The organism is Actinacidiphila cocklensis (assembly GCF_907177275.1).
In the GTDB taxonomy this organism is placed as follows: Bacteria; Actinomycetota; Actinomycetes; order Streptomycetales; family Streptomycetaceae; genus Actinacidiphila; species Actinacidiphila cocklensis.
In genome coordinates this window covers 210,808-230,481 of the sequence record NZ_CAJSLV010000001.1, presented here as the reverse complement: position 1 = coordinate 230,481, position 19,674 = coordinate 210,808, and the positions used below count along the sequence as shown (strand labels likewise).

Genomic DNA, 19,674 nt, shown 5'->3' with positions numbered 1-19,674 from the left:
GGCCGCGTACCCCTCTCGACGAGTGCGGCCGCTCCGTCGCCCTCCGGCAGAAGCCTCCGCGGCACAAGCCGGTTCAGAGAAGTCCCTGCTTCAGGGCGTACGCGACCGCGTGTACCCGGTTGCGCAGGCCGTGCCGCACGATCATCTCGTGGATGACGTATTTCACCGTTCGCTCCGAGTAGTGCAGCGCCGCCGCGATCTCCGCGGTGCTGAACCCGGCGGCGAGCTGTCGCAGGACGGCGATCTCCCTCGATGTGAAGGATGCCGGTCCGTCGCCCGCGTCGGCGGTGGGGTCGTTCCACCGCCGGGTGCGGATCTGCTCCAGCAGTGAGCCGAGGAGTGGTTGCGGCAGGGACGCGGCGCCGCGGGTGACGACGCACAGCGTGTCCGTGATGTCCGCGAGGGTGGTCCCCTCCCGTGGCATGAAGGCCACGAGTCCCATCGCGACGACGCGGACGAGCTGCTTCGCGGTGGGCTTCCTGGCCACGAGCATCAGCAGGGGGTTGTCGGCGGGGTCGTCCTGGGAGAACCGCTGGATCGAGGTCAGGGTCCTGTCCGTCACTTCTCCGGTGATGACCAGCACGACGTCAGGTCTCTCCTCGGTGTCCGGGGGAAGGACCAGTACCCGGTCGTCGGCTGTCAGATGTGCCTCGACCCCCTGCGCGGTCAGTGTGTCCTCCGACAGGACGACGATCTGTACGGTGCGCGACGATCCGGAACCGCGCGCCGGGTCAGCCTCTCCGAGAGTGCGAACTTCTTCGCGTCGCACGCAACGACCTCCTCGCTCGATGGGGCCACGCCGCCGCGGCGGCTTTCGGATGCGCGGGGCATGTGGCGCGTCCCGCGCATCCGGCACCGTGTTCGCGGGCTGACGGGTCAGAGGGTCTTGATCTGCCCGCCGTCGATGACGATCTCGGCTCCGGTGATGTTGCCCGCCACCGGAGAGGCCAGGAAGAGGACGAGGTCGGCGACCTCGTGCGCCTCGGTGATCCGGCCCAGGGTGATGCCCATGCTCTGCGGCACGATCACGTCGAGCGCTTCCTGCGCGGTCGTGCCGGCGGCCGCGGCGGTGGCGTCGGCGAAGCCGCCGGGCGCGGTCCAGAAGGGGGTGCGGACCGGTCCCGGGGAGACGGCGTTGACGCGGACGCCCTGGGGGGCGAACTCCTCGGACAGCGCCTTGTTCAGGTTGGTCAGCGCCGCCTTGGCGGCCGAGTAGTCCACGACCATCGGGAAGGGCAGCTGGGCGTTGACGGAGCTGATGTTCACGATCGCGGCCCCGCCTGCCTGGAGCAGGTGCGGCAGGGCCGCGCGGCTGGCGCGTACGGCGCTGAAGAAGGTCAGGCCGAAGACGTTCTGCCACTGCTCGTCGGTGACCTTGAGGAACGACTCGCGGGGCTCGGCCACGCCGACGTTGTTGACGAGGAGGTCGATCCGGCCGTGCCGCTCCGCGGCCTGGCGGATCAGGGTCTCGGGGCCCTCGGGCGTCGACAGGTCGACGGGCACGACGGTGATGTCGTGGTTGACCGCGAGCGCGTCGAGCTCGGGGGTGGAGGTGCGGCTGCCGGCCACGACCTTGACGCCTTCGCGGGCGAGCCCCTCGGCGACCGCCAGGCCGATGCCCTTGCTGGCTCCGGTGACGACGGCGACCTTGCCCTGGAGGTGCAGTTCCATGACGGATCCTTTTCTGGATTGATCAATACAGATCTATGACGCGGGTCGGCCTGTGCGGCACCGGCGGAGGGGCGAGCCCCCTCGTGCGGTCCGGTCGGACCTCCCTGCGTGCTCCCGGCGGGAGCGGTGCTTTCTGGATCGTTCAATCAAGTATGCGTCGAAACTATTCCGCACCCCTGGGACCGCCCTTCGTCACCCCTCGGGCGCCACCGCTCGTGCCCGTCGGCCGGAGTGCGGGCTCCAGCCGCTCACAGGGCGCCCACCCGCATCGCGTAGGCGACCGCATGGGTGCGGTTGCGCAGGTTGAGCCGCCGCGTCACCGCGAAGATGATGTTCTTGATGGTGCGCTCGGAGTAGTTGAGCTTCACCGCTATCTCGGTCGTGTCCAGACCCTCGGCCAGCAGTCTCAGCACTTCCACCTCGCGGCCCTCGAAGCCGCCCGGCAGGACCCCTCCGCCCGGATCGCGCAGCAGCGTACGCATCTCCTCGACCAGCGACCTGAGCAGTTCCCCCGGCATCTGCGCCCCACCGGCCCGGCTCGCCACAACGGCTTCGACGATCTCGGGGAAGCCGGTCTGCGCCCGGGGCAGCACGCTGACGAGTCCGTGCCGGACGGCGCGGGCCAGCCGCGGCCTGCTGATGCGGTCGGCGACCAGGACGATCCGCATGTCGGGATTGGAGGAGACGGCGGACGCCTCCGCCATCCACGTCATGGTCTCCTCGGTCACCTCGTTCGCCAGGATCAGGACGACGTCCGCGCGGTCCGCCTGGTCGACCGGCAACAGCGTCGTCCCCTCCGACCCGCGCAGGAGGACTTCGGCGCCCTGCAGGGACACCGGATCGGCCGCCCGGACGGCGATCGATGCCGAGGCAGGGGATCTCTCCTTGGAAGTCAACGCAGGTCCTCCGGGATCGGCGCGACGTGGTCTCCACGCACGATCGCGATGATGTGGGGGGGGTTCCCACGGTCGGTCTCGCCCGTGGAACCGCCGGCCGGGTGGTCTCCTGAAGCCGGGTGTCCGTTCGCCGCCCCGTGTCGAACACCGCCGCGGTCGCGCTCACGGGGCGACACGCCCCGGGCCTTCCCCGCGACAGCGCGACGGCATGCCGCACCCGGGCTCTCCGTCCGGCGCTCGATCTAGCGCTGAGACCGGATGGGTCCGCCGGCAGAGCTCCGCGGCCACAGCGCGTCCCGCGAAGTCCCCTCGGCATCGGCGCGCGATCGCCCCACCGCGCTGGTCACTCTCCCGTACATGCCCACCGTCGTTCCACGCGACAACGCTTGCTCGTTTCGAGGGACCATACAACCGCCGTAGGCAGTCGCCGGGCACGAGAAGTCCTCACCTAAGGAGGGTTGCCCTTTCAGGCGGTATGGCTGCTCGATCGACCCTGCGGCGGAACCCGCAGGCCCGAAGAAAGTGAAAGGCCCGTACCTCCCGCGCCGTTCATCCGTGGGCGAAGCCCACAATAGTTGATTGACTATTCCATAAATCGCGTTACCGTGGATATATGGCTCGCACCAGGGAGTTCGACATCGATCTGGCGGTGGACCGCGCCATGAACCTGTTCTGGCGCCGGGGCTACGCCGAGACCTCCCTGCAGGACCTGCTGAAGGAGCTGTCGATCGGCAGCGGCAGCTTCTACGCGGCCTTCGGCTCGAAGGAGCAGCTCTACCTGCGCACCCTCGAGCGGTACGTCTCCCTGCAGCACAGCGACCTGGAGAAGATCCTCGACGGGGCGCCGGAGATCCGGTCGGCCGTCCGCACGATGCTCGCCTCGCTGATCGAGATGGACATGGCCGAGCCCACGCGCGGCTGCCTCGTGGTCAGCACCGCCACGCAGTGCGCCGACCAGCCCTGGGCGGCAGAGCGCGTGAACAAGGCGATCCTGCAGGTCGAGGGGATCCTCGCCGGCGCCCTGGAGCGGGCGCAGGCGCGGGGCGAGATCTCGGCCGACAAGAACCCGAGGGAGCTGGCCCGCTTCCTGACCACGTTCGTCCAGGGGATCCGGATCGTCGGCGCGGCACAGGTCGGCAGGGAGTTCGTGGCGGACGCCGTCAACACGGCCGTGCGCACGCTGGACTGACCGCCCTCGCGGGCGCCGCCCTCACCGGCCGCAGCGCTGCCCGAACGGGCAACCTCGCTGGTCAGAGCGCTCCACTCCCCCACCATTCACGCCGGCAGCACGCCCGCCACACGTCTGACGGAGCACACGGGCGCAGAACATGTTTAGCATTCAACTTCCCAGACCTAGTGGAGAGAAACATGCCGGTCAACGACCCGATCACCCCTGAGCCGCTTCTTCAGCTCGGCCTCGGCTTCATGGCCTCCAAGACCCTTCTCAGCGCGGTGGAGTTGGGCATCTTCACCGCACTTGCCGGCGGTGGCCGCAACCGCGAGTCCCTCGCCGCCGAGGTGGGCCTGCACCCCCGCTCCTCCGCCGACTTCCTCGACGCCCTGGTGTCGCTCGACGTGCTGGACCGCGACGAGGACGGCACCTACCGCAACACCGCCGCCGCGGACCTGTTCCTGGACCGGAACAAGCCGTCGTACGTGGGCGGCATCCTGGAGATGGCCGACGCCCGCCTCTTCGGCTTCTGGAACAACCTCACCGACGCGCTGAAGACCGGCGCCCCGCAGAACGAGGTCGCGCACAGCGGCGCCCCGTTCTTCGCCACGCTCAGCCAGGACCCCATCGCCTGGCGCAACTTCCTCAACGGCATGAACGGCGTCAGCACGCCCCTCGCCGGCGCCCTGGCCGCCGACTTCGACTGGACCGGACGCCGCCACGTCGTCGACCTCGGCGGAGCCCTTGGCGCCGTGCCCGCCGCCGTCCTGCGGGCCAACCCGGACATCACCGGAGCCGTCTTCGAACTGCCCCCCGTGCGCCCGGTGTTCGAGGAGTTCGTCGCCGCCCACGGCTTGGCCGACCGGCTCGCCTTCCACGGCGGGGACTTCTTCTCCGACCCGCTGCCCGAGGCCGACGTCTACGTCATGGGGCAGATCCTGCACGACTGGAACCTGGAGCAGCGCCGGTTCCTGCTCGACAAGGCCTACGCGGCGCTGCCCGAGGGCGGCACCCTCATCGTCTACGACGCCATGATCGACGACGAGCGCCGCCGCAACACCTACGGCCTCATGCTGTCGCTCAACATGCTCATCGACACCGAGGGCGGCTCCGAGTACACGGTCACCGACGTCACCCGGTGGCTCCGGGGCGCCGGCTTCCGCAAGGCGGAGGCCCGCCCCCTGATCGGCGGCTACACCGCCGTCTACGCCACCAAGTGACCCCGGCTCCCACCGGCACACTCTGACGCGCGGCACGGCGAACGGCCCCGGCCCGGCCCACCGTTCGCCGCGCCTCAGGCGCCGGTGCCCAGAAGGCGGGTCACGAGGTGGTCGATGTCGACGCAGCTTCCCTCCGTGCCCGGCGGCACGACCTTGTGCACCCGGTCCAGGAAGTCGGCAACGGCCGAGGTCCTGATGTCGAGCGCTGCCGACCCGACCTGCGACCTGACGACGACGCGCACCACAGCGCCCCGCGAAGACAGCCGGGGCGCGACGAGGACGGCTCCTTCGCCGACGGGTCGGCTCATTCCCTCCCGCAGGAGATCCAGCGCGAAAATCCAGTCGACCGTGCCCGTCGAGGCTGTCCCGATCGACAGGAGTACGGCGTAGGGGTCCGAACGCTGATAGTGAAAACTGGCCGGTAGTGAAACCTGTGGCTCACCTCCCACGAGCACATGCACTACCAGCTCACAGGTGACCCTCGTTTCCGCGGCTCTTGACGACGGTTGATTCATTTCCTACCCGTTCAACAAGGTCTGGGGGACGGCAGCTCTTCTGCGAACGACCCTAGGCCTGCCCATGGCGGGCACTTGTCGAGCGATGTACGGAAGGTAGCCCAGGAGAGAACCCGGCGCGACGGACCAGCCGAGGTCGGCGACCTTCGGGTTCACCTGCGGGGCGCCGGCGGTTCACACAGGTATGTCACAGGTACTGCGCACCCGGCAGCAGCGTGCATTCCCGTCCAACTCCGGCATCATGTGCGAATATCCTGTAGCCGTACAAGCATGATCGTCAAGCAGAGTTCGTCGTCCTCGGCGTCCAGCAGGTGGGTGACCCATCGAGCCGGCGCAGCCGCGGAGGGACGAGGCACAGGGGGGTGGGTCGGGTGACCGACGTGGACGGTGTGGAATTCGGGGCGCTGCTCAGGCGGTTGCGTCTGGAGGCGTCGCTGACGATCGAGGCACTGGCTGAGGCCTCGGGAGTCAGTGGCCGCGGAATCGGAGACCTGGAGCGGGGACGCCGGGCAACTCCGCAAAGAGGAACGGTCGCCGCGCTGGCGAACGGGCTGAACCTGCCCGAGGCGGAGCGGGAACAGCTGCTGGCCGCGGCCCGGATCGGCCGCAACCCCCGCCAGAGCCTCGCCGACGTGCGCGCCTTCCCGCGGGGTATCGACGACTTCGTCGGCCGGGAGCACGAACTCACCCAACTGGCCGCGCTGGCCGAGCAGGCGTCCCTCGGGCGGTCACAGGTGGTGGCGGTGTCCGGGCCTCCGGGTACCGGGAAGACCACCTTGGCGCTGCAGGCCGCCCGTGAGCTGGCGGAGCGCTTCCCCGACGGCCAACTGGTACTCGACCTGCGAGGCATGGACGACGAGCCGCGCAACCCGGCGGAGCTGGCGCTGCGGGTACTCAAGGCCGTCGGGGTGTCCGACCGGGACCTCGCCAAGGCCGGCCCGCAAGGTCACCCGGAGCTCTACCGGCAGGCACTGGCCGGGCGTCGCTACCTGCTGGTGCTGGACAACGCCCGAGACGAGGCCCAGGTCCGCCCCCTCCTGCCGAGCTCCGGTGCGGTGATGGTCCTGATCACCAGCCGGAGGATGCTCACCGGGCTGGAGGACGTCGAACGCCTGCCCATCGGCGAGCTGTCCCCCACGGACGCCGGCATCTTCCTGACCGGTGTGATCGGCCAGGACCGCGCGGCCACGGACCCCGACGCACTCGCCGAGGTCGCTCTGCGCTGCGCCTACCTGCCCCTTGCCCTGCGCGTGGCAGGCAACTGGCTGGCGACGCGCACCGGCTGGACGGTACGCCGCCTGGCCGATCGGCTGGCTCTGCAAGAGCGCCGTCTGGACACCCTTGCCGCCGGCGACATCCGCGTCTCGGCGGCCTTCGACCTGTCCTACCGGCAGCTCACCCCGAATGCCGCCCGGCTCTTCCGCCTCCTCGCCCTGGTCGACGGTCCGGACGTCGGCGTCGCAGGCAGCGCCCAACTCACCGGGCAGGAGTTCTTCGACGTCGAAGACACCCTTGAGGAGCTGGTCGAGACCGGGCTGCTGGGCTCCGACCGGGATCGGTACCGTCTCCACGACCTGCTGCGGCTGTACGCCCGCGACCGGCTGAGAGCCGAGGAATCCGAGGAGGTGGCCGCGGCCGCCCGGTCCGCGATGCACCGCTGGCTGCTGGAGACCGCCGTCGTGGCCGGGCGCTGGTTCGATCCCGACTTCGGTGCCCCCGCTCCCACGTGGCAGGGAATCGTCCCGCTGTCCACCGCGGACCAGGCCCGCCAATGGCTGCAGGCAGAGGGCAGCAACTGGCTCGCAGCCTTCCGTGCCGCCGCCCTCCAGGAGGACCACGCCGCCGTGGTCGAGGTCGCCGAGGCCCTCCACTGGTTCTCCGACCAGTGGATCTTCTGGGGACACTGGCCCGAGGTCTGCGCCACTGCCGCCGACAGCGCCCACGCCCTGGGCGACCCCCGCCTCGAAGCCACCCACCTGAACCTCCACGCCTGGGCGCTGCTGATCTGCGAGGGCCGCCACCGCGACAGCATGGACCGATCGGCCGCAGCACTCGAGGCGGCCCTGCTGGCCGACGATATCCCCCAACAGGCCTGGTCCCACAGCTATACGGCCTGGGCGCTCAGCCACCTCGCCGACTACTCCGCGGCAGCACCGCACAACCGCGAAGCGGCTCGGCTGTTCGAAGCGGCGGGAGACCTGCACGGCACCCTGCACGCCATGTGCAGTCACGCCGACACCCTGCTGCGCGCGGGGCTTTACGAGGAATCCATCGCCGAGCACCTCCGTACGCTCGCCTTCCTCGATCAGGCCGGGGACGGCATCGAGCCCCACAGCGCTGCCTTCAACCGCACCAACGCGCAGACGTCGATCGGCCAGGCCCACACCCTCCTCAAGAACTGGGAGGAGGCCGCCGAACACCTGCGGACCGCGGTGAGCCTCGCCCGTGCGAGGGCCAATCCGGGGCTCGAGAGCCGCGCGCTGATCCATCTTGCCGAGGCGCTGCTGGGCGGCGGACACCGGGAGCAGGCCGAGGAGGTCTACGCCCAGTGCCTCGGCCTCGGGAGTTCCGCCAACCCGCAGCACCTGGCGACGGCCCAGGAGCGCCTGGCCGAACTCGGTCACCGATGAGCCTCGTGAGCGGCGGTCACGGTGCCTGCTGCAACGTGAAGTCACCGGGAGTCGAACGCCCCTGGACGAGCTTCACCCGAGTGGTCGCCGACTCGTAGCCCTCCATCGACACGGTCACGGTGAGCGGGTCACCGTGGGCGTCGAGCCACAGGGCGAAAGTGCCGTCCGCCGCGGTCGTCACCGTATGGCTCGACGTCCTGCCGTCGAGCCGGACGGTGGCCCCCGCGAGGGGCGCGGTGCCGCCGGCCCCGTCGGCACCGAGCACGGTGCCGGCGTATCCGCCCCAGCCCTTGGGCGGTTTGACGGTCATCGTCACCGGGACCGCAGCGACGTGGTACGGCGTGTCGGTGCTCACGCCCAACTGCGCCGGATAGTCGCCCGGTCGAGTGACCTCGGAGACCGTGGCATCCAGGGAGACCGTCACCGTGGCACTGGCCCCTGGGCGGAGTGTCGCCTGCTGTCCGTGGAGACCGAGCCAGGTCACGTCGTCCGTACGGTCGCCCTGATCGTATCCGGGCAGCACGCCGACGGTGGCGACCGGCAGCAGGAGGCTGGAGGTACCGCGTCTGCCTCCGACGCTGTAGAAGCCGGGAGCCGCACCACCGCGGTAGACCGCGGCAGCGGCGTTGGGCAGCGCTGTCCAGGTGCCGGCCCGGGGGTCGTAGGCGAAGCCCTTGTTGGTGACACCGGCCGCGACCCTGCCGCCGATGGTGAGGAGCCGGCCGTTCGCTGCCGTATAGGCCGATCCCCACAGCGCGACGGGCATATCAGCGATCCGCGACCAGCCGTCGGTCACCGGGTCGTAGGCGTAGGCGTGCTTCGTGATACCGCTGTCCGTGTTGCCGCCGGCGCAGTAAAGCATGTCGGCGATCTCGCCGCATGCGGTCCAGGAGACGGTCTCGGGGTACGAGGCCATCGCCGACCACTTGTCGGTGAGCGGGTCGTAGGCGTACACGTCCGTGGTGAGGCAGGAGTCCTTGGTGCATCCGCCGACGACGTACAGCTTGCCGTCCACAACCGAGCTTCCGGAGGCCGCGTAGGGCTTGGGTGAGGGCGCCCCGGTGGTCCAGGTGTCGGAGGCCGGGTCGTATATCTCCAGCTTGGCATCGGGTGTGCCGTCGGTGCGCCATCCGCCCACGGCATAGAACTTGCCGCCGATGAATCCTCTGGCCGGCGCGTCGCGGCCGTCGGCTGCCGAAGCCAGTTGCGACCAGGTGTCGGTACCGGAGTCGTAGGTGTACAGATCCGAGGTGTAGGTGGTGCCGTCGAAGCCGAAGGCGGAGTAGAGCCGGCCGCCGTCCGCGGCGACCGCGTTGTCCATGGTGGCCGTCGGCAGGTCTGCCACCGGCTGCCAGGCGCCGCCGTCGGCCGGGGGCGTCGACCCGGTTCCCGCAGGACCAGGGCTGCTGAGTTGCTCGGTGACGGTGAAGGTGGCGGGGGCCTTGCCCGTGTTCGTCACCGTCAGTTTCCTCGTGCCTGCGCCGTCCCACGGCAGTGTCTTCTCCACCGCTGCCGACGTGATGGTGAGCCTTCCCGCCTGGAGACTGCGGTCGATCCGGGTCACCCCGTCCGGCGCGACGCTGGCCGCCGCGGTCCCGGAGGCGAACCTGCTCTTGGCCATCGTGAAGGACTGTCTGCCAGGAGTGCCGGAGAAGAACCAGTAGAAGCCGTCGCCCAGCTGCGGATCGCTCGGAGTGGCCACCGTCAGGCCCGTCTGCCCGCCGTCGTCGGCGTTGCGAACGGTCGCACCGAGGACGCCGGCACCGGTGTTGGCGTCAGTGATGACACCGGCCACCAATCCACCGCTCACGGGAGTGATGGGGCGGTTGCCGACGAAGACGTCGTCCAGTTCCCACCAGAGGTTGTAGGCGCCGATGAAACGGAACCGCACTTGTACGGTCTTGGCTCCGGCGTAGGCGGCGACCGGAATCTCCACGTGCCCGGTCTGTGTGACGTTGTACGTCCGCAGAGTGGTCCAGGTGGTGCCGCCGTCGGTCGTGATGTCGACCGCGCCGCTCTGACCGGTCTGGTGGAAGTAGTTCATGTCGAAGGAGATCCGGGGCCTGGCGTAGTCGCTGAAGTCGTAGACCGGACTCACCAGTGACGTGTCCTGCCGGCGGCCTCCGCCGCCGAAGTAGTAGCTGTCGGCTATCGCGAAGGCCCCGCTGCCTCCGGTGGTGTTCGTCCGGTGTCCGGGGTCCGAGAACTCCCAGCCGCCGGTGGTGCCGGCTGCGTTGACGACGCTCCAGCCGTCGGGTGGGGAGTCCGTCGCGTCGAACGGTTCGGTGCGGCCGACGGTCCCTACGTCGTAGCCCGCGACGGTGTCCTTCTCGGCGTCCACGGGGAGGGCGACGTCGACCGCTCCGGTCGAGGATCCGAGGGTGACGTCCTTCGTGACCGTCCGGTAGCCGGGGTACTGGGCGACGATCTTCAGCGTGTAGTCATGGTCTTCCGGCAGTCTCAGCTCGTAGGTGCCGGTGAAGGGGTTCGTGAAGACCGGTGCGCCGGGCACGTCCTGGGCGGTGACCGACGCGTAGAGCGGATATCCGTGGCCGGAACCGTCGGTGACCTTACCGGTGACGGTCCGGGACGCGGCAGTGTCGAGCGAGATGTCCTGCGTGATCGAGTCGCCGTCGGCGACGGTGACCGCCTGGACGGTCCTGTTGCGGTAGCCGTAGGCGGCGGCGCGCAGATCGTAGCTGCCGGGCGGAAGCGTGAGCGAATAGTGCCCGCGGGAGTTCACGGTGACCTGGTATCCGTCGGCGGTGACGGTGGCCGCGGTCACCGGGGCTCCGCTGGAGTCCGTGACGGTGCCGCTCACCTTGCCGTTCGGGTAACTGCGGAACGCGGTGAGGCCGTTGGGTGTGCCGAGACCCGTCGGCCCGTCGTAACCGGCTGCCGCGGTGCACAGATAGGCCGGCTTGCACGTGCCGTTCACGCCGCTGGTGACGTCGTTGAGGGCGGACCGCTTGAAATAGGGGTAGGAGTTCGGATAACTGCCCGCGGCGGGAACGCCGGCAGCGGCGTAGACACCGGTGATGAGGGGAGCGCCGGCGCTGGTGCCGCCCATCGTTCCCCAGCCGTTGTATCCGTACGTCTGGTAGACCGCCACACCGGGGCGGGCGTCGGCGACCGCGGCCACGTCCGCCACCGTCCGCCCGTCGCAGCCTGTGTCCGTCTGGAAACCGGGTTTGGGCTCGTACGCCGAACACCCCGAACCGGTCGCGTACCACGCCGACTCGGCCCAGCCACGCGACGTGGTCGTGCTCCGGGTGAGCGTCGTGCCGCCGACGGCGGTGACGAACGGGGAGGCGGCCGGGTAGGTCACGCCGTACCCGAGGTCGCCGGAGGACGCCACCATGACGACACCGGGATGGTTGTAGTGGGCGTCGAACTCGGTGGACTCCGCCGGATCCTCACCGCTGCCGGGCACGCTGGTGTAGTCACTGCCGTAGGAGTTGGAAACGTACTGCACTCCCTGCGCGACCGCCTGGTCGACGGCGGCGAACATGTCCTCGAAGAGGGAACTGTCCGCTTCCACCAGCAGGATGTGAGCGGCGGGCGCGGAAGCCGAGACCATGTCCATGTCGAGGGATGCCTCCCCCGCCCAGCTGGCATTGGGTCCGGGGTAATCGGTACCGCCACGCTGGTCGACCTTGCGGAAGCAGCCGTTGGCGGTCGTGCACGCGGGCAGGCCGAACTGGGAGCGGTAGACGGCCAGATCGGACTCCGCCGTCGGGTCGTCGTAGGCCACCACGATGGCGACGGTGCGGCCCTCACCCCCGTCTGCCGGGAGGCTGTACGCGCTCTGCAGGTCCGCTGCACCGTATCCGTCGGGTGTCGCGGCGGCCGACAACGCCTGCTGGCGGCTGCCGGGTTCGTTGCGCCGAAGAGCAAAACACCCGACCCTGCCGGGCTGCGGCACATCGCACACCGGCTCGACGAGCGGCTCGGTGGGCTGCACGGCTGCGCCGCCGCTCGATTCCGCCGCCGCTGCCGCCACGGCAGGAGGCAGGCCGGAGAGCAGCACCGCCACCACCATCGAGACGACGGCCGTCAGGCGCATGGGCGCCGGACCAGGTCTCGCAGTGACCAGCCCTGATATCCGCAACGTGCGACTCCTGTGCGCTTGCTCCCGGGACCAGCCCTTGGGACAGCCGGTTGAAGACGAACCCATGTTCGCCACAGACGTTTTCGCAGATGTGACGACGAGAAGTCAAGTAACAATATTTGTCAGCATGTTCCGGGTATGCGACACGGCACCGACGGGGTCGGTGTCGGCCTGGACGGAAGCCTAGGAGCCGGGAACCGGCACGTGCGCCTGTCCGCGCACCGACTCTGTTCTGTGCGCGCACGGTTCCCGCGACGCTCGGTCGACGGGGCCGCCGAGCCGCCTCAGGCCTGGACCGGTCCGCCGCTCCGTGCTGATGGGAGCGGGCACGGGAGGAGGGCCTCCCTGGGCAAGGCCCCGTGCGTTCGTCGGCGCACGCCTGAAGCACCAGTTCCTAGAGTTTCACCCTGTCCGCTTTCTGAGGAGATGATGAGCATGAAGGTATTCACCACGCCGCTTCTTCGGGTGTGGGCATGGCAAAAAGACGCCGCATGCCGAGGAATGGACAGCTCCGTCTTCTTCTCACCTGTCAGCGAAAGGGGCCGAGCCCGTCGACGCCGGGAAGAAGAAGCACGGACAATCTGCCGTGCGTGCCCCGTGAGCGGCCCCTGCGGCCGCTTCGCCCATGCCTCACAGCAGGAGTACGGCGTCTGGGGCGGCTACACCGAGAGTGAGCGGCGTTCCATCAAGCGCGTCACCGACCGAACGTGATCCCATGGCTTCTGCGACCGGAGACACTCGACTCCCACGCCCGCGTGAATACTCAGTCACCAGCATTTCGCTGTGCCATGAGGAGGGGAATCCCGCGGATGTCGTCCAGCGTCACAATGACCCCTGCCAGTGCGCAGGCGACCCGCATGCCGATCAGGCTGTCGACCTCGCCGGGCTCCAGGTCCTCCCAGTCGGCGATTCCGGCGGATTCGAACGCGGCGGCCAGCTCGGCGGGCATACCTGGGAGCCGCTCCTCCAGGCGGAGACCCTCGATGACGACCTCCTCGACTTCCTCGCCGTCCACGGCATAGTAGAGACCGGCATGGCCGTTGATGGTGTACACCGTCGTCATCGCCGTCCGGCCGCCACGGGAGAGGATCTCCGCGGTGCCGTCGAAGGTGTATCCCAAATCGTCGTAGACGAAGGTCCATTGCCCGATACGTCCAGCCAACAGCGTGGCGGCGTCTCCCGTGTCGTCGGCGAATGCGGCACTTGGCAGCGACGTGTACGGATTCGGCTTGCTGTCGGGCAGCACGCACGGCCGGATGGAACCGGCGTCGACGCCGAGGGCCTCCAGCGCCTGGCGGGGTTCGATGTTCTGCGCGACATGCAGACTGTGGTTTGGATCCTGGCTGGCCAGGCCGGCTATCCACACCGGCGACCCGTCCGGATCGAGCGTTTTCCGCGGAAATCCAGGCGTAACCATGGGCGACCTCTTTCCCGTCCTCTGTCCTGTTCTGCCGCACCCGAAAAGGTGCGGCAGGTCGCTCTGACGAGATTGCGTGCCGAGCGACTGCCGAACAAGATAACCGGGGGAGAATGGTGCCCGGCAACTCGACGGTGAGCATTGGCCGACCGCCCATTCACGTCAATGCTCGGCATGAAGATCTGCTCGAAAGCGCAATGACGGTGCTTGAGAGGGCAGCGGGCGCTCCGGCGGCAACGGGGGTCCGGGTGAGGCGGTGAGGGCCGACCCCCGCAGGCGCCACGCCCGCAGGGCCTGCGCCTGGGCCGACGCGGCCCGAGTGCTGGAGCACCCGCCCCGGAGGGGTCGCGAGAATTTCTTCCTGCACTTCTTCCTGGTACGTCCCGTGAGGCTGCGATGTGCTGAGACAGCTCGCTGTGAGCCAGGCTGCTCTGCTCGTCGACAGATCAGGCGGCCGGAGACCGCCCGTGCTGGACGGCCGCGTCGGCTACGCGTCCGCATGACCTTGTCAGGGAGTTGCCGTGTCCGTAGTGTCCACTGCTCCGCTGTCCGTCTCGGACCGAGCGGACTACTGGCAGGACGCCGTATCGCGGGCGTTCGTCCCGCTGGATGTCGTCCTGCACGAAGACGCGCCGGCGGCAGCGTCGATCGTCACCCGCCAGGTGGGCTTCATGCAGGTCTCCACGGTCACGGCCGGACCGCAGACGGTCACCCGAAGTCCCCGGATGATCGCGAGAGACGGTAAGGAGACTCTGGCTCTCACGCTCCTGCACCGAGGGACCGCCGAGCGTTCGCAGGACGGCCGGGACGCCGTCGTGCGCCCCGGGCAGTTCTCGCTCTCGGACTCCAGACGCCCCTTCAGCAAGTCACTGCGGCAGGCGTTCAGCCTCACGTCGTTCCATTTTCCCAGGTCCGCCCTCGCAGTGACCGACCTCGAACTGCAGGCGGTGACGGCCACGCCCTTCGGGGAGGACGAGGCACTCTCCGCCCTTCTGGCCGGGCACCTGAAGCGTCTCGGCAGGAGCGCGGGTTCGGTCCCTGTCGCACAGGCCGACAGGCTCGCCGCGGTCACCTGTGATCTGCTGGCCTGCCTGATCCAGGAGAGGCAGGGGCGGCTGGCCCCCCAGGAGCCTGCGGCGGTCGAGGCGATGCTCCTTCGCGTCAAGGAGTACATGCTGCAGCATCTGGCGGATCCGGACTTGTCCCTTGTGGCGGTCGCCGCCGCTCACCACGTGTCGCTCCGGTATCTGCACAAGCTCTTCGAGTCGGAAGGCGCCACCGCGGCGCGGTGGATCCAGCAACAGCGTCTGGAGTGCTGCCGCAGGGAGCTGGCACGGGCGACGTCCCACGCCCCGACCGTGGCGACGGTGGCCCAGAGCTGGGGCTTCGCCAACGCCTCCCATTTCAGCCGGGTCTTCAGACTCGCCTACGGAACCTCTCCCCGGGAATACCAAGCAGCCGCGCGCGGACGTTCGAGGTGACAGAAGCCATGTACATTGCGCCCGCTCGTACGGTGAACGAAGTCCAGGTCGCCCGCCAGGCGGCCGATACGTCGCCGGGTCACTGGCGCCGTGCTCTGCACGGCACGCTCGGGGCGGTTGACGTCGCAGCGCCTTGCGAGCAGCACCCGGGAGCCATCCGGACGTTCCGGCTGAGCCACTTGAAGGTCGCCGCCATAGAAGGGGGTGCGATGCGCCTGTGGCGGGCGCAGCCACCTGTCACAGGGGACGACGGCCTCCTGGTCGTCATGCTGGTGGTCAGCGGAGCCGCTGTGGTCGAGCAGGACAACCGCCGGGTCTTCCTGAAGCCTGGCGAACTGGTCTTCTACGACACGGCACGGCCCGTGTCGCTCGAATTCCCTGGCCCGTTCCGCGTGAAGCTGATCGTCGTGCCACGCCGACTCATCGGTCTGAGAGACGAGCATCTCCAACGGATCATCGCGACGGCGATCCGTCCCGACACGACCATGAGCTCGATGGCTGCCGGGTTTCTGGTCCACCTCGTCGACACGGCGGCGAACTGCCCCGCACCCGCGGGAGTTCCCCTTGCACACAGCGCCATCGATCTTCTGAGCCTTCTGGCCGAGGAGTTGCTGAGCCTGAGGTCACCGGCCCCGGCAACCGCCGACCGTCTGCCGGCGGTCAAGAAGTTCATCGAACAACACATCAACGACCCCGACCTGACCCCGCAGACAGTGGCCCGCGCCCACTCGATCTCCGTCCGATACCTCCACAAACTCTTCCAGGCCGAAGGCGACACTCCCGGTCAGTGGATCCAGCGGTGCCGACTGCAGAAGTGCCGAGGTGAACTGGCCGGGCTGAACGCCACGAAGCGCTCCATCGCCGGAGTGGCCCGCCAGTGGGGCTTCACCAGCGCGTCCCACTTCAGCCGGGCGTTCCGGTCCCTGTACGGGATCAGCCCCGCCGAGTGGAGAGACCCCGGCGTGAAAGTCCTCAGGGAGTCCGTTGCCGGATGAGCACGAATCGTCGCCTGCGGCGCCGCTGGGACCGCCAGCTTCCCCTCCTGGACCGCAGCCGACCTGCTGCTCGCAGGGAGCAGCAGGTCGGCGTGCGGTGGGATCAGTGACGCTGATGCAGCGGGTCCGCCCCGCCGTGACCAGCTCCGATGGCGGTGTCGAACAGGAGTTTCGCGCTCACTGCTGCTCCGTCGGTATGCATGCTGTCGGCCACGGCCCCCGCCCGTGCGACGGTCTCGGCGCCGAGAGCCGTCGCGAGTGCGGCTGACAGGGATTCGGTGGTCGGAGTCGGGCCGTCGTGTGCCGCGCCGATGCCCAGGGCGGCCACCCGGCCGGCCCAGTAGGGATGGTCCGCCGACTGGGGCAGCACCACCTGCGGCACTCCGGCCTGGGCGGCTATCGTCGTGGTGCCCGCGCCGCCGTGGTGCACGACGGCGGCCACCTTGCCGAACAGCGCCTGCTGATTGGCCTCGCCGATGACGAAGCAGTCGTCGCGGTCGTCGATCCGCGCCAGTTCGGCCAAGCCGCGGCCGACGATCGCGCGGCGGCCGTGCGCGCGGATCGCCTCGATGGACACCCGGGCGATGTCCGCCGGGACGTCCTCCGCGCTGCCGAAGCCGACGAACACCGGGGGTGCGCCCGCGTCCAGGAACGCCAGCAGGTCGTCCGCCAACGGGCGTTCGTCCGGCAGGATCCACGCCCCGGTGTGCACGACGTCGAGCTCCGGGGTCTCCGGCCAGGGCCCCAGGACCGGGTCCGACGCCAGCCAGGGCCGGCCGGTGAACACGAAGTCGTAGACGTCGTCCACCGGCGGCAGGCCGACCGAGGCCCGGTGGGCGTTGAGCGCCCCGCCGTACAACGAGGTGAGGGTTTGGGCGTGCAGGTCCCACAGCACCCGGTTGTCGGTCACCTCCGGCGGGAACGACTGGCCCGGCAGCATCGCGGGGGGTGGTTGGTGGTGCGACCGCAGCAGCAGCGGACTGAAGGTGGCGTACACGTAGGGGATACCGAGTTTCTCGGCCGCCGACCGCGAGGAGAAGTGCGCGAGCCCGGTCGCCAGCAGCACGTCGCATCCCTCGGCGGCCGCGGCGACCGTGCTGAACTGCTCGGCCAGCTCGGTCCCACGCTCGGAGGTCGCCGATTCCGTCGACGGCTCCGTGATCGCGACCTTCGGCTCGCCGACCGTCACCAGTTCCGCGCCGACTCTGCTCAGCAACTCCGCGAAGACCTCGTCCGGCGGCGCGCAGACCCTCACCTGGGCGCCGAGTTCCCGTAATCGCACCGCGAGCGCGGCCAGTGGTTCGACATCCCCGCGCGACCCGTACGTCGATAACAACACACGCATTACGTAACTCCCGTCTCGTAGGTACCATCCCCTGTCGGCAATTCTGCGGCCGGACAAGGGCCTTGCGGCAAGTCCCCCAGCGCGCTGTACGTTGGCAACTGTGTAGGTTTCAGCCGCCTGCGGCAGCATCCACGGCCGTCCGGCGAACAGGACGCGTAGGGCACGTATCCCCGCTGTGGCCCTCCGACCTGCGGCGAGACGGCAGGCGAGCGCGACTTGTCATGCCCCGGGGAAGTGGACGTCGTAGCGGTCCTGGTGGGGCAGCAGATCCTCGAACGGCGCCAGCCCGTGCTGGACACGCCCCAGCGTCCGGAAGTAGTCGAACCGTTCCACTCCGGGGGTCAGTACGACGAGGAGTTCGACGCCCCCGCCGGGGGCAGCACCGAACGCATGCGTCAGTCCCGGCGGTACGAGGACCAGCCCGCCCTCCGTCACCGTTGCGGACTCCGCGCCGAGCAGGAAGTCCGCGGTTCCGCCGAGCACGTAGAACAGTTCGGTGGAGCGGGTGTGGAAATGATTCGGCGCCCCGGCCGAACCCGCGCCCAGGCTCAGCCTGTTCACCCCCGCCGCGCCACCGTCGGCCAGCAGCCGGAAGACCCCCTCGTGGGGCAGGGGCACTTCCTCGGCGTCCCCAGCCCGCACCACAAGCGCTCCCGCGCGCCCTCCCATGGCGTCTTCCGCACCCGCGACCCACACGTGGTTTCCCATCCGTCGTCCTTCCGCCGCTTCCGGTCCCTCGCACCGACCGCTCCATTCGAGCAGGGCGACAGCCGCCGAACCAGCGCCCATTCGCACGTACAGTCATCTCCGATCGGGATGGGCCGGGGGGAGGTCGGCAGATGGAACTACGGCAGCTGCGGTACTTCGTGGCGGTCGTCGAGGAAGGCGGTTTCGGCCGAGCCGCCGAGCGACTCCATACCGTCCAATCGGCGGTGAGTCGCCAGATCGGCATGCTGGAGCGGGAACTGGGCCTGTTGCTCTTCATCCGCACCACCCGCCGGGTGAGTCTCACCGGCGCCGGGGAGCGGCTGCTCCCGGAGGCACGGGCGGTACTCGCCGCTGCCGCCCGCACCCGGGCGGTGGCCGCCGAGGTCGCGGCGGGCGCGACCGGCGTGCTCAGACTGGGCACCGTGCACGGCCCGGGGGACCGGGTCTACCAGCTGCTGGAGAAGCTCGCGGTCCGCGCGCCCGGGCTCCGAGTGCGGCCCGTCCGGCTGCCGGTGACCGAGCGGCTCGCTGCGGTGCGGTCCGGCGAGCTGGACGCGGCCCTGGTCCGTGCCCGGCCCGACGCGCCCGGCCTGGAGCTGCTGCCCCTGTGGCAGGACCGGCTGTACGCGGCCCTGCCGGGCGGGCATCCGCTGGCCGAAGCCGCGGAGCTGGCTCCGGACCGACTGGCGCACCTGCCGCTGCGGCTGGCCGCGCGGGAGGACAACCCGCCCTTCCACGACCTGGTCGCCCCGCTCGCCGGAGCACCGGCCGGACCCCCCTTCACCGACCTGCTCGCCACGTTGACGTCGATCGGCGCAAGCCCCCTGGCCCCGTCCTGGACGGTGTTCTACGAGGTGGGGCCTCTGCCGAATCTGCCGCGCACGGCGATCCGGCCGCTGGCCCGGCCGGCTCTGACCACGTACCTCGCGGTACTGCCGGGGCCGCCGGGACCGGCGCTGCGCCACTTGCTGGCAGCTGCCACCGCCCACGCCCCGGAGCCCGGGGGCACGCACGGCTGAGAACCGAACACAAACGCCGCCAGGAGGAGCAGCGACGGCGCCACGCTCCTCCAGCTTCCGCCGCTCATCCGCACCGTCCCGGTCGCGTCGGCCGGCCCCACGGCCGCATCCACCGGTCGCAGACTGCGCTCGATCACAGTCCGGTGGCCAGCCAGACGGTCACGGCCGCGGTGGCGGTGAGCCCGACGTTGAGTGCGATCCGGCGGTCCTCGCCGGTCAGGTGGACAGCGATCGCACCGATCTGCAGGAGTACGAAGCCGATGGCCGCGGCCGGCGCCAGCCAGGAGGCGACGCCGGTCAGCGGCGGCACGACCAGCCCGGTCGCACCGAGTATTTCGACCGTCCCCAGTGCCCTGGTGGCGGGCAAGGGTATGCGGTCGACCCAGGCCATCATCGGCCGGAGCTGATCGCGGCTGCGGACCACCTTCACCGTGCCTGCGTAGGAGTAGAAGAGCGCGAGCAGTCCCGCGACGATCCAGTAGGCGATGTTCATCG

At 69.7% G+C, this 19,674-nt stretch carries 16 protein-coding genes; 7 read left to right on the top strand and 9 right to left on the bottom strand.

The features are described from left to right. Positions 1–73: 73 nt before the first annotated feature. The 3 genes from NFU81_RS00865 to NFU81_RS00855 form a co-directional block, all read right to left on the bottom strand. Positions 74–769, bottom strand: a complete 696-nt coding sequence (locus tag NFU81_RS00865; RefSeq protein ID WP_251483720.1) for a helix-turn-helix transcriptional regulator — start codon at positions 767–769, stop codon at positions 74–76. 107 nt (positions 770–876) lie between these two features. Beyond that, positions 877–1,671, bottom strand: a complete 795-nt coding sequence (locus NFU81_RS00860; RefSeq protein WP_251483718.1) for an SDR family NAD(P)-dependent oxidoreductase — start codon at positions 1,669–1,671, stop codon at positions 877–879. A 248-nt stretch (positions 1,672–1,919) separates the two neighbouring features. Beyond that, positions 1,920–2,567 carry a response regulator transcription factor gene (locus tag NFU81_RS00855; RefSeq protein WP_251483715.1) on the bottom strand — a complete coding sequence of 216 codons (648 nt, stop codon included), beginning with the start codon at positions 2,565–2,567 and terminating at the stop codon, positions 1,920–1,922. 613 nt (positions 2,568–3,180) lie between these two features. Between NFU81_RS00855 and NFU81_RS00850 the strand changes: the two genes are divergently transcribed. Both NFU81_RS00850 and NFU81_RS00845 read left to right on the top strand, forming a co-directional pair. After that, entirely contained in the window at positions 3,181–3,756 is a 576-nt protein-coding gene (locus NFU81_RS00850) for a TetR/AcrR family transcriptional regulator (protein WP_251483712.1), read from the top strand. A gap of 179 nt (positions 3,757–3,935) precedes the next feature. Continuing rightward, entirely contained in the window at positions 3,936–4,958 is a 1,023-nt protein-coding gene (locus tag NFU81_RS00845; RefSeq protein ID WP_251483710.1) for an acetylserotonin O-methyltransferase, read from the top strand. 74 nt (positions 4,959–5,032) lie between these two features. Here the strand turns inward: NFU81_RS00845 and NFU81_RS00840 are convergent, their stop codons facing one another. Continuing rightward, a complete protein-coding gene (locus NFU81_RS00840; RefSeq protein ID WP_251483707.1) occupies positions 5,033–5,473 on the bottom strand; it encodes an SsgA family sporulation/cell division regulator in 441 nt (146 codons plus the stop codon). Positions 5,474–5,844: 371 nt separating this feature from the next. Between NFU81_RS00840 and NFU81_RS00835 the strand changes: the two genes are divergently transcribed. Next, complete coding sequence (locus NFU81_RS00835; RefSeq protein WP_251483705.1) at positions 5,845–8,103, top strand: ATP-binding protein; 2,259 nt, start codon at positions 5,845–5,847, stop codon at positions 8,101–8,103. A gap of 16 nt (positions 8,104–8,119) precedes the next feature. Here NFU81_RS00835 and NFU81_RS00830 read toward each other — a convergent pair whose 3' ends face one another. Further along, positions 8,120–12,169: a carboxypeptidase regulatory-like domain-containing protein gene (locus NFU81_RS00830; protein ID WP_251483704.1), complete on the bottom strand. Its 4,050-nt coding sequence runs from the start codon at positions 12,167–12,169 to the stop codon at positions 8,120–8,122. A 480-nt stretch (positions 12,170–12,649) separates the two neighbouring features. Between NFU81_RS00830 and NFU81_RS00825 the strand changes: the two genes are divergently transcribed. Further along, positions 12,650–12,925: a WhiB family transcriptional regulator gene (locus NFU81_RS00825; protein ID WP_251483702.1), complete on the top strand. Its 276-nt coding sequence runs from the start codon at positions 12,650–12,652 to the stop codon at positions 12,923–12,925. A 52-nt stretch (positions 12,926–12,977) separates the two neighbouring features. Here NFU81_RS00825 and NFU81_RS00820 read toward each other — a convergent pair whose 3' ends face one another. Next, positions 12,978–13,631 (bottom strand): hypothetical protein, encoded by a 654-nt coding sequence (locus NFU81_RS00820; protein WP_251483700.1) that lies wholly within the window; start codon positions 13,629–13,631, stop codon positions 12,978–12,980. A 521-nt stretch (positions 13,632–14,152) separates the two neighbouring features. Here NFU81_RS00820 and NFU81_RS00815 point away from each other — a divergent pair. Both NFU81_RS00815 and NFU81_RS00810 read left to right on the top strand, forming a co-directional pair. Next, positions 14,153–15,112 (top strand): helix-turn-helix domain-containing protein, encoded by a 960-nt coding sequence (locus tag NFU81_RS00815; RefSeq protein WP_251483698.1) that lies wholly within the window; start codon positions 14,153–14,155, stop codon positions 15,110–15,112. Positions 15,113–15,120: 8 nt separating this feature from the next. After that, entirely contained in the window at positions 15,121–16,107 is a 987-nt protein-coding gene (locus NFU81_RS00810; protein ID WP_251483695.1) for a helix-turn-helix domain-containing protein, read from the top strand. Between the two features lie 103 nt (positions 16,108–16,210). Here the strand turns inward: NFU81_RS00810 and NFU81_RS00805 are convergent, their stop codons facing one another. After that, positions 16,211–17,452: a glycosyltransferase gene (locus tag NFU81_RS00805; RefSeq protein ID WP_251483693.1), complete on the bottom strand. Its 1,242-nt coding sequence runs from the start codon at positions 17,450–17,452 to the stop codon at positions 16,211–16,213. A 219-nt stretch (positions 17,453–17,671) separates the two neighbouring features. Then, a complete protein-coding gene (locus NFU81_RS00800) occupies positions 17,672–18,160 on the bottom strand; it encodes a cupin domain-containing protein (RefSeq protein WP_251483690.1) in 489 nt (162 codons plus the stop codon). Positions 18,161–18,291: 131 nt separating this feature from the next. Between NFU81_RS00800 and NFU81_RS00795 the strand changes: the two genes are divergently transcribed. Beyond that, positions 18,292–19,179 carry a LysR family transcriptional regulator gene (locus tag NFU81_RS00795; RefSeq protein WP_251483688.1) on the top strand — a complete coding sequence of 296 codons (888 nt, stop codon included), beginning with the start codon at positions 18,292–18,294 and terminating at the stop codon, positions 19,177–19,179. A gap of 133 nt (positions 19,180–19,312) precedes the next feature. Here NFU81_RS00795 and NFU81_RS00790 read toward each other — a convergent pair whose 3' ends face one another. Then, positions 19,313–19,672: a DoxX family protein gene (locus NFU81_RS00790; protein WP_251483686.1), complete on the bottom strand. Its 360-nt coding sequence runs from the start codon at positions 19,670–19,672 to the stop codon at positions 19,313–19,315. Between the last annotated feature and the right edge of the window lie 2 nt (positions 19,673–19,674).